Consider the following 15824-nt stretch of genomic DNA (forward strand, 5'->3'; position numbering starts at 1 on the left):
GCCTTTATGCTGGTCGCGGCTGGGCTGATCTTTGTCGCGGTGAGCTGGCCGACAACACTGCGCCGATAGGGAGCGGCATGGCGACGCGGCGTCTACTTGACGCCTCTTCCCATCAGGAGCGGACTGTCTGCTTCCTACCCCCTTGTTGCCTTGTCTGGTGCCACGACAGGTATATACGGCTTAAGCGCTGTCCATCGGGCTGAGGGTGCCGCTCAGCACTTCGCTGCGTGCCGGGCCCACGTAAGAACCATCGAGTCGTTCCAACAGCATCCTTGTTGCAACGTGGGCCTGTGCCGCCGGCTGCACGCCAGCCCGGGTGAGGTGGGGTCGAATGTAGTTCATTTGGGGCTGGTCGCCATAGACTGCAACCGACAAATCCTGCGGGATGCGCAGGCCGTGATCGAACAGGCGGGCAATGCCGCCAAGTGCCATCAGGTGATTCCCAAAGAACAGCGCGCTGGGCATGTTCTGTTTGTGAGTTTCCAACAGCCAGTCGACCCCCTCGGTCCCAGACGGCGCAAGGAAAGTGCCCTCCCAATCCAGGATATCGGCGGGGCCGACGCCGCTGTCCAATAGGCCATTGCGGAGGCCGCGGGCGCGGTCCATGGCTTCTTCGAAAAAGCTTGGCCCGGTGATCTGGGCCACCCGACGATGACCGCGCTGTGCAAGGTACCGCCCCATATTGTAGCAGGCACCCTCGTCATCAACGCGGAGGCTATCAACAGCCTGGTTCGGCAGCTTACCGATGAACACCGTGGGAATATCGATGCTGAGCAGGGCATCGTGCATGCCATGCAAGGCGAAGTCGCCGATGATCAAGCCATCAAACCGCTTACTGCGAACTTGGCGAAGGTACTCCTGAACGTGCTCCTGGCTATGACCGCCTGGGACGTCCGTGTTGAAGATCAAGGTATCTAGGCCCACCGCCTCCAAATCCGTCTGCACCGATTTGACCAGTTCGGGATAAAAGGGATTGCGGATGTCCGGGATCAGCATGGCTATGATGTTGGTGCGACCAGTGCGCAGGCTCTGGGCCTGAGGATTGGGCGTGTAGCCAAGTTCTGCCACGGCCTCCATCACGCGCTTGCGCAGGTGCGGCGACACACGATCAGCATGGTTGAGCACGTGCGAAACGGTCGTCCGGGACACGCCTGCGCGCTCGGCTACCTTGGAAATAGTTGTCATGGACCATTTGGCTAGCACCAGAAGAACCGATTTGCAAATCGGTTTGTGAATGCATTTGCAAAAGGATTTTTTGGTGTTACGGTTTGTGCGTCGGGCATCAAACCCGGCGAGGCCAGAGACAAAATCCGGCGCTTAGACCGATGTCGATTCGGCGTAAGGGAGATCGCAGTTGAACTTATTCAGCACCGACTAGCCGCGAGCGAGCGGCGCCATCAGACCATTGTCGGCTAGCAGCAAGTCCCTCAGGGCTCGCCGTGCCGCATTGCCATAATTCCTTCGAGCCGGCGTGGGCTGGCTCGTCAGCACCCTCGGTTTGACCTTTTCAGCTCTGGCAAAAACAGATGAACGCACCTTTTTCCGGCCTCGACGTCAACATTGGCAATCTTTACCGGCTCTCCGACGCCAAGACCCGCTCGATCTCCCCTGAGAATCTCACGGGTGAAAAAGGGAAGGGTGGCATGGCGACGGAAGGTACCGGCGCCAGTTGCGCGCGGGGTCTAGGGCAGGGCTGGAAGGTGTCCCCCTCCATCCGCATCGAAGCAGGGGAAACCCGCTTGCTGGCCGACATTGATGGGCCCGGCGCTATTCAGCAGATCTGGCTGACCACGGCCAATCTGCGCTGGCGCGACTTGATCCTGCGCATCTACTGGGATGACCAGGAGCATCCTTCGGTGGAATCGCCGATTGGGGACTTCTTCTGCTCGGGGTGGAACCGGTTTGCCCAGGTCACGTCCCTTGCTGTCTGTGTCAATCCAGGGCGCGCCTTCAATTGCTATTGGCAGATGCCATTCCGCAATCGCGCTCGCATCACCATCGAGAACCGCGATCCTGATGATCACGGCATCATCTACTACCAGATCAACTATGCGCTCACCGATGTGCCGGAGGACGCTGCCTATTTCCACGCACAGTTTCGCCGCACCAATCCGCTGCCGTTCAAACAGGACTACACGATTATCGATGGTGTGCAGGGCAGGGGGCAATACGTCGGCACCTACATGGCCTGGGGCACGAATAACTCTGGCTGGTGGGGCGAGGGCGAGATCAAGTTCTTCATGGATGGGGACAAGGAATTTCCCACTATCTGCGGCACCGGCACGGAAGACTATTTTTGCGGCGCCTATAATTTTGACGGCGGTGTTGTCGACGAGAACATGGAAAGCGACTATCGGGAGTTCACAACGCCCTATGCCGGCCTGCCGCAGGTGCTTCGCCCGGATGGCGTGTATCAGAGCCAGTTGCGGTTTGGCATGTATCGCTGGCACATTCCCGATCCCATTCGCTTCGAGCAGGATCTGAGGGTCACCATTCAGGCGCTGGGTTGGCGCACTGAAAAGAAGAACCGGCGCTATCTGCCGCTTCAGGACGATATCGCTTCGGTCGCCTTCTGGTATCAGACGCTCCCCACGGCACCATTCCCTGAACTTGCCCCCGCAGACTATCTGGAAGTCATCTAACCTATGAACCTGCTCCGCTACATCGCCGGGCGGCTGGTCGTATATGCACTGGTGATCGTCTTTGCGCTCACCGTGCTCTTCTTCGTGCCGCGGCTCGGGCCGACCGACCCGGTGGAGGCCATGCTGGCGAAGGTGTCCTCGCAGGGCGCCTACATGGATGCGGCACAAGTCGACATGCTGCGCCAGTCGCTGGCCGACACTTTCGGCCTCAACGGCACGCTGCTGGAGCAATACTGGGCCTTCATCAAGCGCATCGTCTTCACCGCGGATTTCGGACCGTCGCTCTCGATGTATCCGATGCCCGTGATGGAACTGATCCGGAACGCCCTGCCGTGGACTTTTGGGCTGCTGTTGACCTCGACCCTGATCGCCTGGGTTCTCGGCAATTTCGTCGGCCTGCTGTCAGGCTGGCGTCCGACCAGAAAAAGTTCGCGCATCATGGAAGGGATCGCGATCTGCCTATATCCCATACCCTATTACATCCTGGCGCTCATCCTCTCGATCCTGTTTTCCTATGTCTGGAAGATATTCCCGCTGACGACCACCATCCGTGGCGCGCCCTGGAGCTGGGACCTGGTCACCAGCATCGTGTGGAATTCTTTCCTGCCCGCTATGTCCATCGTGATCGTGGTTTTTGGCTGGTGGGTCATCAGCGTCAAGGCGCAGACCACGGCGCTGCGCGAAGAGGAGTTCGTGCGCTATGCCAAGCTCAAGGGCCTCAGCGACGGACGGATCCTGAGCCGCTATGTGTTGCCCAACGCCATTCTGCCGCAGATCACCTTCCTCGCCCTGCAGATTGGCCTGATGTTCAACGGCTCGCTGATCACGGAAATCCTGTTCGATTATCCCGGGGTGGGCTTGCTGATCTACTCGGCCGTATTGCAGGGCGACTTCAACCTCCTCATGGGAACGATCAGCCTCTCGATCATCGCGGTTGCGACAGCAACCATGGTCATCGACCTGATCTACCCGCTTATCGATCCTCGAATTCGGCACCGGTAGTTCCATGCGCAGTTTCTTCATCCATGCGCCATTCCGATTGTATCTCGGCATCTTCCTGGTTGCGGTGTTTGTCCTCCTTGGCGCCATCCTGCCGTGGTTTGCACCGTCCGACCCGTTGGTCTGGTACACAGCCCCCCGCAATCAGAACCCCAGCGCCGCTCATTGGCTCGGCACCACCAGTCTGGGTCAGGACGTCTTTTGGCTGCTGACATATGCATTGCGCAATTCGCTGATGCTGGGTCTAGTTGTGGGCGGCTTGTCTACGATCATCGGAGTGTTCCTAGGACTTGCCGCCGGCTATGCGGGCGGTTGGCTCGATCGGGTGCTGTCCTTCTTCATGGATGCGCTCCTCTGCATCCCCACCTTGCCCATCCTGATCCTCATGGCAGCGCTATTCGGCGGTCAGCTCGCCTTGCCCATCATCGGCATCATCCTTGTGGTGTTCAACTGGCCCTATCCCGCCCGCCAGGTGCGGGCAGTGGCGCTAACCATGCGCGAGCGTGAATTCATCAACGTGGCGTGGTTCAGCGGGGAATCCAGCGTGCGTATCCTTGTGCGCCAGATTTTCCCCTACATCGCGGGCTGGTCGGCGGCCAATTTCATCAACACCGTGCTGGTTGGTATCTCAACTGAAAGTGCTGTGGCCGTGATCGGGCTCTCCAGCGCACAGCAGGCAACGCTGGGCACCATGATCTATTGGGCCATCAACTACCAGGCGCTGCTGGCAGGCAAATACGTCTGGGTCGGCTCGCCGGTTCTCTCGATCGTACTGCTCTTTATCGGCCTGTTCCTTGTGTCCTCAGGACTTGCGATGAAGTCATCTGCCCGGAGGATGAGCGTATGATCACGATCGACAACGTGACTGTGGGCTACGGCAAAGCCGGGTTCATCACGGCGGTGGACAACGTCAGCCTCACCATCAACGAGAATGAGATCCTAGGGATTGCGGGCGAGTCAGGATCGGGCAAATCTACGCTGATGCGGGCGGTCTATGGCGATTTCTCCACCGGGCTTCGCATCAAGAGCGGCACCGTCACTGGCCATTTTACCAATGCGCATAATGGCCAACTCATCGAAGAGCCATCCAGCGAATTCAAGAAGCTTTGGTGGGACCAGATAACCTATATCCCACAGGGGTCGATGAGCGTGCTCAATCCGCTCATGAAGGTTGAAAAGCAGGTTATCGACGGCTTGCCCAAGCGGGAACGTCGAGGCAGCCGCGCCGATCTCCGGCGGCGGATCGCCGAGTTTCTCGCGGGCTTTGGTCTTGAGGAAAACGTGCTTGATGCCTATCCGCATCAGCTGTCGGGCGGTATGCGCCAACGTGTGCTCGTCGCCATTGCAGCATTCGTCAACCCTCGCCTGATCCTGGCTGACGAGCCGACCACCGCCCTTGATGTGGTGGTGCAGAAGAAGATCTTGCTGATGATGGTGGAGATCCAGCGCCGCCTACGCAATACGCTGGTGCTGGTCTCCCATGACATGGGTGTGCATTACCAAATCACCGACCGACTGGTGATCATGTACAAAGGCAAAATCGTTGAGTCAGGGCCGACTGCGGAGATCTTCGCCAATCCCCAGCATGACTACACCAAGAACCTGATCGCCTCGCTGCCGCGCCTGCATGGCAGGCGATCTGCGGATGTTGCGGGAGAGCTTGCATGAGCGGCACCCCCATTCTCGAGGTCGATGGCATTGGCCGCATTTATCGCAAGGGCGGCTTTTTCTCCGGCAGCGCCTTCACGGCGGTGGATAATGTCTCGTTCACGATGTCCGACACGCCGCAGGTTTTCTCCATCGTAGGCGAGTCGGGCTCTGGCAAGACGACGCTCGCCCGCATGATCCTGCGTCTGGTGGAGCCCAGTTTCGGCAGTATCCGGTTATTGGGGCGCCCGCTGACGAGCCGTTACAAGGACAGGATCGACAATCTCGAGTTCCGCCGCCTTGTGCAGCCGATCTTCCAGAATCCTTTCGAGGCATTCAGCGCCTACCTTCCGGTGGAAGATTATCTGCGGCGCACGGCAATCAATTTGAAGGTAGCCAGCAGCGACGCCGAGGCATCCGATGTTTGCGATCGTGCCCTACGCTCGGTTGGGCTGAGCCTCGAGCGGATACGTGGCAAGTATATTCGCCAGTTCTCGGGCGGTGAGTTGCAGCGCATCAGCGTCGCGCGAGCGCTCATCCCACGCCCCAAGCTCATCGTCGCCGATGAGCCGGTCTCGATGGTCGATGCGTCGCTGCGCATGAGCATCGTCAATCTCTTCCGCCAGATCGTGGAAGAGCAGGGCGTGTCGTTCATCTACATCACGCATGACCTGTCCACCGCCTACTATTTGTCCGACCAGGTATCGATCATGAACCGGGGGCGTGTGGTGGAGAGCGGGGTACCGACGCAAATCCTCGACCATCCAACGCAGGACTATACCCGCGAACTGATGGCCGCCATTCCAACCGTCGATGAGCGCTGGAGCGAACTGGCCGCCATCGATGCCCAATACCGGACGCAAGCAAGCCGGAGCACTGGTGCAACAAGCACCTGACGAACGATCAAGCATCAGATTGAAGAGGAGGAAATCTTGTTGAGCAATTCCCTGAGACGCGGCGTCAGAACGACCCTGTTCAGCCTCGGGCTCGCAATAGCCCTTGGCAGCACGATGTTGACGGCAACAGCTGTGCCTGCCTGGGCGCAGCAGATGACCGATGTGGGCACGCCCCGTGAGCAGACCCTTGTGGTCGACATGCTCAATGCACGCGTCGGCAATCCGACCAACATGAACATGTACCAGCAGGGCGTGACCATCAATCACGGCTATCATCAGATGGCGGGCGCGCTGCTGTACGATATCGACACGGCCAAGGGCACCCAGTTCCCGGATTTGGCAGCTGAAATGCCCATCCCTAACGAGGATTTTACAGTCTTCACCGTGCCCTTGCGGCAGGGGCTGACCTGGAGTGATGGAACGCCGTTTACGGCAGACGATGTGATTTTCACCGACAACATGATCCGCAAGACATCGGCTCTTGCGTATAGCTCTGCATACTCCTCCCAAATCGCCTCAATGACTAAGGTGGACGATCACACGGTTGAAGTGAAGACCACCAAACCAACACCGCGTCTTTCCGTGGTGCTAGGTTCGGTCATTTACGGCAACAATTTTCACGTCGTACCCAAGCACGTTTGGGAGAAAGAAGACCCGGCGACTTTTGCGAACTTTCCGCCCGTTTCCATCAGCGCCTACAAGTACAAGGACCACGATCCCAACGGCACTTGGTTCCTTTGGGAAAAGCGCGAGGACTGGCAGAACTCGGATGTTGGCCAGATCCTGGGTGAGCCAAAGCCGCAGTTCGTCCTGTTCCGCTCTTATGGCACAGAAGAGCGTCGCGTCTTGGCGATGGCCGCGAATGACATTGATATCCTGACCGACATTTCCCCCGAGAGCCTCGATATTCTGCGCAATCAGAACCCCGAGGTCCGCGCCTGGTTCACTGACTTTCCTTATGCCAACCTCGATGATCCGTGCGAGCGTGGTATGCACTTCAACACGTCCAAGGCGCCCTATGACGATCCCAAGACCCGTTGGGCGCTAGCGCTCGCCATCAACGCCGAACAGGCCAGCATTGCCACATTCTCTGGCATGTTGCGGGCTTCGCCGCTGGCGATCCCTCCAACAACTGTACTGATGGATACCTACCATCAGCCGCTTGCCCAATGGCTGACGGAATTTACGCTTGAGGACGGGTACAAGCCCTTCGACCCTGACTATGCGGTTCGGCTGGGCAAGCGCCTGCGCTCGGAAGGCGTCGAGAACATCCCTGAAGATCCCGAAGCGCTGCGCGAACTTCTAGGTGTCGGCTGGTGGAAGCACGATCCGGAACAGGCAACCAAGTTGCTCACCGAAGCCGGCTTCACCAACAATGGCGGACAATGGCAGAAGCCCGACGGGACGCCATGGACCATCAACATCTTAGCTCCGGCTGATTTCGAGGTACAGTCACAGCGTTTGGCCTTTGCGGTTGCCAATGAATGGACGCAGTTCGGTATCCCCACGCAAGTACAGCAGATGCAGTCCGGTGCGTTCTTTACGGCCGAAAACACAGGCGACTATGAGGTTGGATCATATTGGGGCTCTTCATGCGCCATTACACCAGATCTGTTCGTGCGGCTGGAAGCCTGGCACAAGGACTATGTTCGACCCAACGGCACACCAGCCTCTTCTAATCAGGGCCGGTATGTCGACGAGGAACTGAGTGCCTTAATTGACGAACTGCGGGCCGTTCCTGCGGACGACGACAAGGTTGTGCCCTTGAGCACCGACATTCTCAAGGAACTCGTGGACGGTCTGCCCAGCATTGAAATGTTCGGGACGTCCAAGTTCGTTCCGGTGAACGAGACTTATTGGACCAACTACCCCTCTGCCGACAACTACTATGAAGGTCCTTGGTGGTGGTGGAGCAACTTCAAGTTCATTGCGGCTCAGCTCGAGCCAAAGGCTGCTGCTCAATAAACTCATGCGACGGGCATCTCAGCCCGTCGCACCCTTTTCCACCCAAATGATCAACCTAGATTGTGGAAGATAGCGCCTTCTGCCGAACCCATTCCTGCCGCTTGAGGTCAGTTCACCGCCTCCCTAAACCGGTCATTCTGTGTCCATAGCAAAGGTCGACTACAGTAGGGTATTCTTTCCTTCAAGGAGCACTGGCTTCAGCCAGACCAGCCTGGAGTCGACGGATGATTTTGCCGACCTGACCAGATGCCAGGAGACCTGGGCCTAGAGGGCCTGACCGGTCCTCTCCCACTGTAGGGAGTGATCGAAGCGCGAATCGGACGTCCTCCCTCATTTGTGCGAATTGCCAGTGGATCTCGACCTCTGCAGCTTCAGGTTGGTCTGGAGCCGCCAGGCTTGCGGCCTTGATAGCATATGCCGCCGCCCCTAGTGCGTGTGCACCCATGTGGCAGATTGCCGAGGCTTGGCCGGCAGCTCTTGCAGCAGCGGCGGCCGCAGCCGACTTCGCATCACGCGCAGCACTGCCACCGCCAAACCTCAGTCGTATTTCTGAAGCTACGTCCAGTTCTCCGCGAGCGAAAGCCCGCGTTCGAGCAATGGCCGCCCGAGGACGTTCGTCACCTCTGCATTCAGCTTCGAATAACGGCAGAACGCGCTCAGCGCAGTCTGCAGCCCATCCAGCCACAAAGCGCCGGTCGACTTCACTTAGCGTCTGTACTGAGATCGCCATCTACCGCCATCCTGTCGTGCCTTTACTAAGTTGGGCATGTCGTCGGGCAGCTTACAAGATCAAGTCTTCCACTCAGGCACGCAAGAGCCGCCTCAGGAACGGGCGGTCAGCAGCCGAATCCTTTTCTGCCGTTCGTACGTAAACCACAAACTTCCAAGAAAACGCGAGAAACTAGACGCGCAGCGCGTTCATAACGACAGAGAACGCCGGACCATTCTGCCGCTTGCTGGGATAGTATAGGTAATATCCTTGAAAGAACGGCGACCACTTATCGAGAACCTGGACCAGGCGCCCCGTGGCAAGGTCATCGAGTACCAAGTTCTCTGGAAGGTAGGCGATGCCGTAGCCACTCACTGCAGCATTGATCTGAGCGCGCGAGCTGTTGAAGATCAACTGACCATCTACTCGAACACGCAACTCCCGGCCATCCTTTGCAAACTCCCAGGCATACAGGCCGCCGGACCGTATTTGCCGCTGGTTGATGCACTTGTGCGAGACCAATTCCTGGGGGTGCTGGGGAAAACCATTTGCTTGGAAATAAGCGGGCGAACCTACCGCAACCAAACGCCAGTCCGGGCTGATGCGCACCGCTATCATGTCCTTGTCGAGGCTTTCACCAAGGCGCACACCAGCGTCGAAGCGCTCCTCGACAATATTGATGAACCCGTCGTTGGCGTTCAGCTCAATCTTGATGTCGGGAAAGTCCTTCATGACCGGCTGTAACTTCGGCCAAACGACGCTTTCAAGGGCATGATCGGAGAGGGTGATCCGAACAGTGCCCGAGGGCTTGTCCCGAACTTCCAGAACAGCCTCGATGTCGTGCTCGATCTCAGAAATTCGAGGTGCCAAAGAGCGCAATATCCTGTCGCCAGCTTCAGTCGGCGAGACGCTGCGGGTGGTACGGGTGAGTAGCCTGAGGCCCATCCTTGTCTCAAGTCGCTTGATGGTATGGCTCAGGGTGGACTGAGACGTGCCGAGCCGGGCGGCCGCTTTGGTGAAGCTGCGTTCTTCGGCAACCGCCATGAACCACAGCATATCGATCAGGTCTTCACGCTTCATCCCACATCTTCAGCCGATTTATGTCGGTAAGCAATAAGTCTTTGCCGATTACAAGGACTAATCAGGATGCCGGGGCTGACCTAGTTTTATGGTCATGACACAGCACCCAGCAACGACCTTTGATGAGAGCCTTGTGCGAAGCCCCGCCGCCTGGAGCGCGGTCCTATCAATGTCGCTCTGTGTGGCGGTGTTGATCGCGTCCGAATTCATGCCGGTGAGCCTTCTAACGCCTATCGCCGCAGAGCTCGGCGTGACGGAGGGTCAGACTGGGCAGGCGATCTCGATCTCGGGTGTTTTCGCTGTTGTCACCAGCCTCTTTATCTCTGGCATGACACGTCGGCTAGATCGCCGCATTGTACTGCTCGCTTTCTCGGCATCCCTGGTCTTATCGGCAGCGATCGTCACTTTCGCCCCCAACTACGCAGTGTTGATGGTGGGCCGTGCCCTGTTGGGCGTGGCGATTGGCGGGTTCTGGTCGATGTCCACCGCGATCGTCATGCGTCTAGTACCGGCCGGTTCTGTGCCGAAGGGCCTCGCGATGATCAACGCGGGCAACGCTATCGCCGCGACGATCTCGGCTCCGCTCGGTAGCCTACTTGGTGATTACATAGGCTGGCGGGGTGCGTTTTTCCTTGTCGTGCCGCTGGGCCTGGTGGCTCTGCTTTGGCAATGGGTCAAGCTTCCTTCTTTGCCACCTGAGCGCGCTGAGAGCTCCACCAATGTCTTCCAGCTACTGCTTCGTCCGCAGGTTGCGCTTGGCATGGCCTCAATCTTTCTACTCTTCATGGGCCAGTTTGCCCTCTTCACCTATCTCCGACCATTCTTGGAGACGGTGACCGGCGTTCCCGTAACAATCCTGTCGCTCCTTCTCTTGCTGATGGGACTTGCAGGAGTCGTTGGCACCTACCTGGTCAGCCGGATGCTGCACAACCGGCTCTTCAGTATCGTTGGCGCGATACCGCTCGTCATGGCCGGGATTGCCCTTTGCCTTATCGCCTTGGGAACATCCACTGTCTTGACCGCTGTCCTTCTCGTCGCATGGGGCCTCTTTGGCACTGCGGCCCCGGTTGGCTGGGGAACCTGGCTGAGCCGGTACCTCGCCGATGATGCAGAGGCCGGCGGCGGTCTGCAAGTCGCGGTCATCCAGTTCGCCATCACCACGGGCGCAGCACTTGGCGGTGTCCTGTTTGACGCTGCGGGATGGTGGACCACCTTCGCCTTCGCCGCTGCCGCTCTTGGAGCCTCTTCGCTCCTGGCGTTCGTGGCCTGGCGATCAACTCTCAAAATCAACCAGTATTCATAGGAGATTTCAGATGAGCAATTCCGACATCCAAACCAGAGACCAGCAGCCCGGCATGTCGCGGCGGGATCTACTCCAGGCGGCTGGCACCGGTGCGCTTGCCGTGGGTGCGCTAGCGATCACTGGTCTGCCAGCTACAGCTCAGGAAGGAACCGCGATGACCACCGATTGGGACAAGGTATTCCCGCAGAGCGGAAGCGTTGATCACCAGAAGGTCACCTTCAAAAACCGGTATGGCATTACCTTGGCTGGCGACCTTTACTCGCCGCAGAACGGTTCAAGCGAAGGCATGCCTGCAATTGTCGTCGGCGGTCCGTTCGGGGCAGTAAAGGAACAGTCTTCCGGACTTTACGCTCAGACCATGGCCGAACGCGGCTTCGTTACACTGGCTTTTGATCCGTCTCATACCGGTGAAAGCGGCGGCGAGCCTCGCAACATCGCCTCGCCTGATATCAACACTGAGGATTTCAGTGCAGCGGTCGACTTCCTCGGCCTGCACCCTTCAGTGGACCGTGAGCGCATCGGCGTGATCGGCGTATGCGGGTGGGGCGGCATGGCGCTGAACGCCGTTGCTGCTGACAAACGCGTCAAGGCGGTCGTGGCTAGCACCATGTACGACATGACCCGCCTTATGTCGCGCGGCTATAATGACAGCGTCACCCTCGAACAGCGCACGCAGACGCTCGAGCAGTTGAGCCGCCAGCGGTGGGTAGATGCGGAAAACGGCTCGCCGGCCTACGGCCCGGCGTCGAATGAACTGAACGGCGGCGAGGCGCAGTTCCTGGTCGACTATCACGACTACTATATGACCCCCCGTGGCTATCACCCGCGCGCAGTCAACTCCGGGAACGCATGGTCCATGACGACGCCATTGTCGTTCATGAACATGCCGATCCTGACCTACATCTCCGAGATCTCGCCACGTCCAGTCCTGTTTGTTCATGGTGAGAACGCCCACTCTCGCTACTTCGCCGAGACGGCATTCGCGGCGGCGGCAGAGCCGAAGGAACTGATGATCATCTCTGGCGCCAGCCATACCGATCTCTACGATCAGATGGACGTCATCCCCTTCGACAAACTGCAAGCATTCTTCGAGCAGCACCTAAACAGCTAAACGGAAGCTAGGGATACCATGGAAATCAAAGGCGCTGGTTCAGTGGCCTCTTCCCGCGGTCCAGCTGACTGGTTCACCGGCACGGTGCGGATCGATCCCCTTTTCAACAGCTTCGCGCCCGAGCGCGTGCAGGGGGCCAACGTCACCTTTGAACCAGGCGCCCGAACAGCGTGGCACACGCATCCGCTTGGCCAGACTCTAGTCATCGTCTCTGGCCTCGGCCGGGTGCAGCGCGAAGGTGGCCCGATCGAGGAAGTTCGCCCCGGTGATGTCGTCTGGTTTGCTCCAGGCGAGAAGCACTGGCACGGCGCCTCTCCCACGACTGCGATGACTCACATGGCCCTTCAGGAGGTCCAGGACGGCAAGGTCGTCGACTGGATGGAGAAGGTGACCGACGAACAATATGGAAGCTAAGAGAAAAACTATGGAAAATATCAAGAACAAGGTCGTCGTCATTACTGGCGGCTCCAGCGGTATGGGCGAAGCCACGGCTCGTTACTTGGCTGCCAAAGGCGCTAAAGTCGTCATCGCCGCCCGGCGCGCTGAGCGCATCGTTGCTCTTGCGGCAGAAATCACCGCATCCGGCGGCACGGCCATCGCGGTTACGACAGACGTCACCAAACGCGATGACGTTAAGAAGCTGGTGGACCAGGCGGTCGATACCTATGGCCGGATCGATGTGCTCATCAACAATGCCGGCGTGATGCCGCTGTCACCGATCGAGCAGCTCAAGATCGATGAATGGGACCACATGATCGACGTCAACCTGCGCGGTGTGTTGCATGGTATCGCCGCTGCGTTGCCCCACATGAAGGCTCAGAAGTCGGGGCACATCATCAATACGGCGTCGGTAGCCGGTCATAAGATATTTGGCGCCTCTGCGGTTTACTCAGCCACGAAGTTCGCAGTGCGGGCGCTTTCGGAAGGGTTGCGTCAGGAGGTTAAGCCTTACAACATTCGGACCACCATCATCTCGCCAGGTGCGGTCAAGACCGAGCTGCTGGACCACATCAGCGACAAGGACGTGCAGGCAGCAAACCAGGAGTACGTTGGTCAGGTCGGCGTTTCAGCGGATAGCTACGCCCATCTGGTGGCCTTCGTTATGAGCCAGCCAGATGACGTGGACATCAACGAGATCCTCTTCCGGCCTACAGCTCAAGAGCTCTAGGCCGCATAGGCGAAGCGTTCAGTTGGGGTAAAGCGATGATCTCGGTAGCTCCAACTGGTCGCTTTGCGAACAGAGGCAGCGGACAACAAGCCGGCATGGTCCTGCGGTTCGCCTAAGGCGAGAGAAAAATGATGCACAAGCTGACTGTCATCGCGACTGCTTCGATATTGTTTACGGGAGCCACCATGTCGCAAGAAACGATACTGATCTCATCACCGTGGGGCAATCTGACGGCGCAACTCGCCGACAATGCCTCGACACAAGCGCTGCTGGAGATGCTGCCGCTTACGATCAACATGCAAGACCATTTGCGCCAGGAGAAAACAGGAGAGCTTCCTGCTCCTTTGCCGGAGGCTTCGCGCCAACTGGTATTCGAAAACGGAACGCTTGGTCTTTGGGGGCCGAATGATTTCGTCATCTATTATCGAGATGGAAGTGTCCCGCACCCGGGTATTGTCATTCTGGGCCGGGTTCAGGGAGACGCTTCCATCTTGGACCGCGATGGCCCAATCACAGTCGAGCTCGACCGATCAGAGTAGCAGAGAGGCTTGATCTTATTGAGCACCAAGCCATCCCTCGATATCCTTAGCTTCGCAGTCTACCTAGGTTGTCGATACATCTTCAGCGGTGACGACTTTTGCATATGCAAAACCGAGCGCTGACATAAAGGCGGCGTGCACTTGATCAGCTGACACAGTCATACCGTTGAACTCAACGTCCGGGTGGCTATTGCGTCACCGACAACGGTAAAATTGAAGCCGTAGTCGGCCGCAGCTCTGGCGGTCGCATCGATGCACATGTGGCTCATTGCCCCTACGATCACGACATCCTTGATGCCCTTGGCGTGAGATAGGCAAAGCGATGGATGATCGCAGACCCGTGAAATAGACGGTGCGCAGGCCGAACCAGCCGCGCGCGATACTCGTTCCCGGCCGGCTCAAGGTCAGACGGTCATCGCTGACGATGTCCTGTGCTCCATCGAAGTGTGATATTGGAAAACCCAGCTTTGCCGAGATGGACAGCCTGTCACCGAACTGCTGATCAAGCCGGGCGATCAGATCGACGCCGAGGACCTTCTGGTGAGTTTGGCCTGATTCAGCCAGTCAGGCACCAACATGGAAACGCAAGAAGGAGCGGAAAATACTTCTATCTAATCAACGATATCCGCGCTGTGCTGCCACGGGCGACGAGCCGGGGATGAACAAGGAAATGTTCCGCCCGCTGGCGGCCTTCGATCCTCTCCACGAGCAGTCGAGTTGCTTGCTGTCCCAGCTGCTCACCCGATTGATCCAGGCTCGTTAGAGCGTTTTGATCGAGGTCGCAGTATAGGGTGTTATCGTGGCCGACGACCCCAAGTTCATCTGGCACCGACGCCCTTGCTCTGGCCGCGACACTCAGGACCTCGAGCGCAACATAGTCCGTCCAGCAGAAAACTGCTTCCTTCTTGCCGTTTCCTTCCAGCATGTGGCCGGCAGCAACCTGTATCTGGCGCAAATTTTGTGGAACGCGAACGACGTCAACATAACGGGTCAAACCTGCAGCCTTCATCGCAGCAATATACCCCGCTTCTCGCTGATCGATCACCGAGCCGTTCCGGGTATCGAGGCTGAGCATCCCGATCTTGCGATAGCCCTGCTCAACAAGGTGCTGCACGCTCAAGCGACCACTTTCGAAGTCATCATTGTTGACGGTATCAAAGGCCGTCACGTCAGCTAGATGATGACCAATAGCGACCAAAGGGATCTTGGCAGCCAGGACGGAAAGCTTGTCCGCAGTGCTCACGCTGCCCACGATGATCAGTCCGTCCAGGTGCATGCCTAACATTGATTCCACCAAAGCACCTTCGGTGGAGTGCTGCACGATACCCTGAACCATCTGGTAGGTGGTTCGCTCCAGAGCCGACGATATGCCCGCGAGAATGTCGGCGAAAAAGGGGTTTCTCATGTCAGGGAAGACAACCCCGATAACGAAAGTTCTGCCCCCGCTGATACCTCTCGCCGAGAAGCTAGGCGTGTAGCCCAGCTTCTTTATCGAAGCGGTGACTTTCTCGCGAAGGCTGTCGCTGACGCCATAGGCGTTCCGCAAGACCTTAGAGACCGCAGAGAACGAGACCTCAGCGTCTTTGGCGACATCGTGGATGGTGATGCGCTTAGGTTTTGGGGGCTTAGCCAATCCGGCTCTCTTTCACTTTCGATGGGGCTACTCTGCCCAGAAAAATTACTCTTGCAATCTTTTCTGATGTGTACAACGCTGCACGTACAACACTGCACACTGATGCGAGCCAACGCATCGGGAGGACACCTT

General features: G+C 58.1%; 16 protein-coding genes. 11 read left to right on the forward strand and 5 right to left on the reverse strand.

Features of this window, described 5'->3' with window-relative positions:
• Positions 1-180 precede the first annotated feature (180 nt).
• Positions 181-1185 (reverse strand): LacI family DNA-binding transcriptional regulator, encoded by a 1005-nt coding sequence (locus VIL88_RS03405; RefSeq protein WP_331985978.1) that lies wholly within the window; start codon positions 1183-1185, stop codon positions 181-183.
• A gap of 341 nt (positions 1186-1526) precedes the next feature.
• On the opposite strand from VIL88_RS03405, the gene VIL88_RS03410 reads away from it, so the two are divergent.
• From VIL88_RS03410 to VIL88_RS03435, 6 genes are read left to right on the forward strand one after another with little or no spacing between them, the layout of a single operon-like run.
• Entirely contained in the window at positions 1527-2642 is a 1116-nt protein-coding gene (locus tag VIL88_RS03410) for a glycoside hydrolase family 172 protein (protein ID WP_331985980.1), read from the forward strand.
• A gap of 3 nt (positions 2643-2645) precedes the next feature.
• Entirely contained in the window at positions 2646-3644 is a 999-nt protein-coding gene (locus tag VIL88_RS03415) for an ABC transporter permease (protein WP_331985982.1), read from the forward strand.
• Between the two features lie 4 nt (positions 3645-3648).
• The gene (locus tag VIL88_RS03420) at positions 3649-4488 is read left to right on the forward strand and encodes an ABC transporter permease (RefSeq protein WP_331985984.1); all 840 of its coding nucleotides are present in this window, start codon (positions 3649-3651) and stop codon (positions 4486-4488) included.
• Positions 4485-5309 carry an ABC transporter ATP-binding protein gene (locus VIL88_RS03425; RefSeq protein WP_331985986.1) on the forward strand — a complete coding sequence of 275 codons (825 nt, stop codon included), beginning with the start codon at positions 4485-4487 and terminating at the stop codon, positions 5307-5309. The genes VIL88_RS03420 and VIL88_RS03425 overlap by 4 nt, the downstream gene beginning before the upstream one ends.
• Entirely contained in the window at positions 5306-6184 is an 879-nt protein-coding gene (locus VIL88_RS03430) for an ABC transporter ATP-binding protein (protein ID WP_331985988.1), read from the forward strand. Before VIL88_RS03425 ends, VIL88_RS03430 begins: the two co-directional genes overlap by 4 nt.
• Before the next feature lie 39 nt (positions 6185-6223).
• Complete coding sequence (locus VIL88_RS03435; RefSeq protein ID WP_331985990.1) at positions 6224-8149, forward strand: ABC transporter substrate-binding protein; 1926 nt, start codon at positions 6224-6226, stop codon at positions 8147-8149.
• A 181-nt stretch (positions 8150-8330) separates the two neighbouring features.
• Here VIL88_RS03435 and VIL88_RS18075 read toward each other — a convergent pair whose 3' ends face one another.
• Positions 8331-8879: a putative immunity protein gene (locus tag VIL88_RS18075; RefSeq protein WP_414650105.1), complete on the reverse strand. Its 549-nt coding sequence runs from the start codon at positions 8877-8879 to the stop codon at positions 8331-8333.
• A gap of 171 nt (positions 8880-9050) precedes the next feature.
• A complete protein-coding gene (locus VIL88_RS03445) occupies positions 9051-9938 on the reverse strand; it encodes a LysR family transcriptional regulator (protein ID WP_331985994.1) in 888 nt (295 codons plus the stop codon).
• Between the two features lie 94 nt (positions 9939-10032).
• Between VIL88_RS03445 and VIL88_RS03450 the strand changes: the two genes are divergently transcribed.
• From VIL88_RS03450 to VIL88_RS03470, 5 genes are all read left to right on the forward strand, one after another.
• Positions 10033-11241 (forward strand): MFS transporter, encoded by a 1209-nt coding sequence (locus tag VIL88_RS03450; RefSeq protein WP_331986255.1) that lies wholly within the window; start codon positions 10033-10035, stop codon positions 11239-11241.
• A 10-nt stretch (positions 11242-11251) separates the two neighbouring features.
• The gene (locus VIL88_RS03455) at positions 11252-12352 is read left to right on the forward strand and encodes an alpha/beta hydrolase (protein WP_331985996.1); all 1101 of its coding nucleotides are present in this window, start codon (positions 11252-11254) and stop codon (positions 12350-12352) included.
• Positions 12353-12370: 18 nt separating this feature from the next.
• Positions 12371-12766, forward strand: coding sequence for a (R)-mandelonitrile lyase (locus VIL88_RS03460; protein ID WP_331985998.1), 396 nt, complete (start codon positions 12371-12373; stop codon positions 12764-12766).
• Between the two features lie 10 nt (positions 12767-12776).
• The gene (locus tag VIL88_RS03465) at positions 12777-13520 is read left to right on the forward strand and encodes an SDR family oxidoreductase (protein WP_331986000.1); all 744 of its coding nucleotides are present in this window, start codon (positions 12777-12779) and stop codon (positions 13518-13520) included.
• Between the two features lie 128 nt (positions 13521-13648).
• On the forward strand, positions 13649-14059 hold the full coding sequence (locus VIL88_RS03470) for a cyclophilin-like fold protein (protein WP_331986002.1): 411 nt from the start codon (positions 13649-13651) through the stop codon (positions 14057-14059).
• 158 nt (positions 14060-14217) lie between these two features.
• Here VIL88_RS03470 and VIL88_RS18080 read toward each other — a convergent pair whose 3' ends face one another.
• Complete coding sequence (locus tag VIL88_RS18080; protein WP_414650106.1) at positions 14218-14328, reverse strand: isochorismatase family protein; 111 nt, start codon at positions 14326-14328, stop codon at positions 14218-14220.
• A gap of 338 nt (positions 14329-14666) precedes the next feature.
• Positions 14667-15692: a LacI family DNA-binding transcriptional regulator gene (locus tag VIL88_RS03480; RefSeq protein ID WP_331986004.1), complete on the reverse strand. Its 1026-nt coding sequence runs from the start codon at positions 15690-15692 to the stop codon at positions 14667-14669.
• Positions 15693-15824: the final 132 nt, after the last annotated feature.

It is taken from the genome of Devosia sp. (assembly GCF_036563435.1).
In the GTDB taxonomy this organism is placed as follows: domain Bacteria; phylum Pseudomonadota; class Alphaproteobacteria; order Rhizobiales; family Devosiaceae; genus Devosia.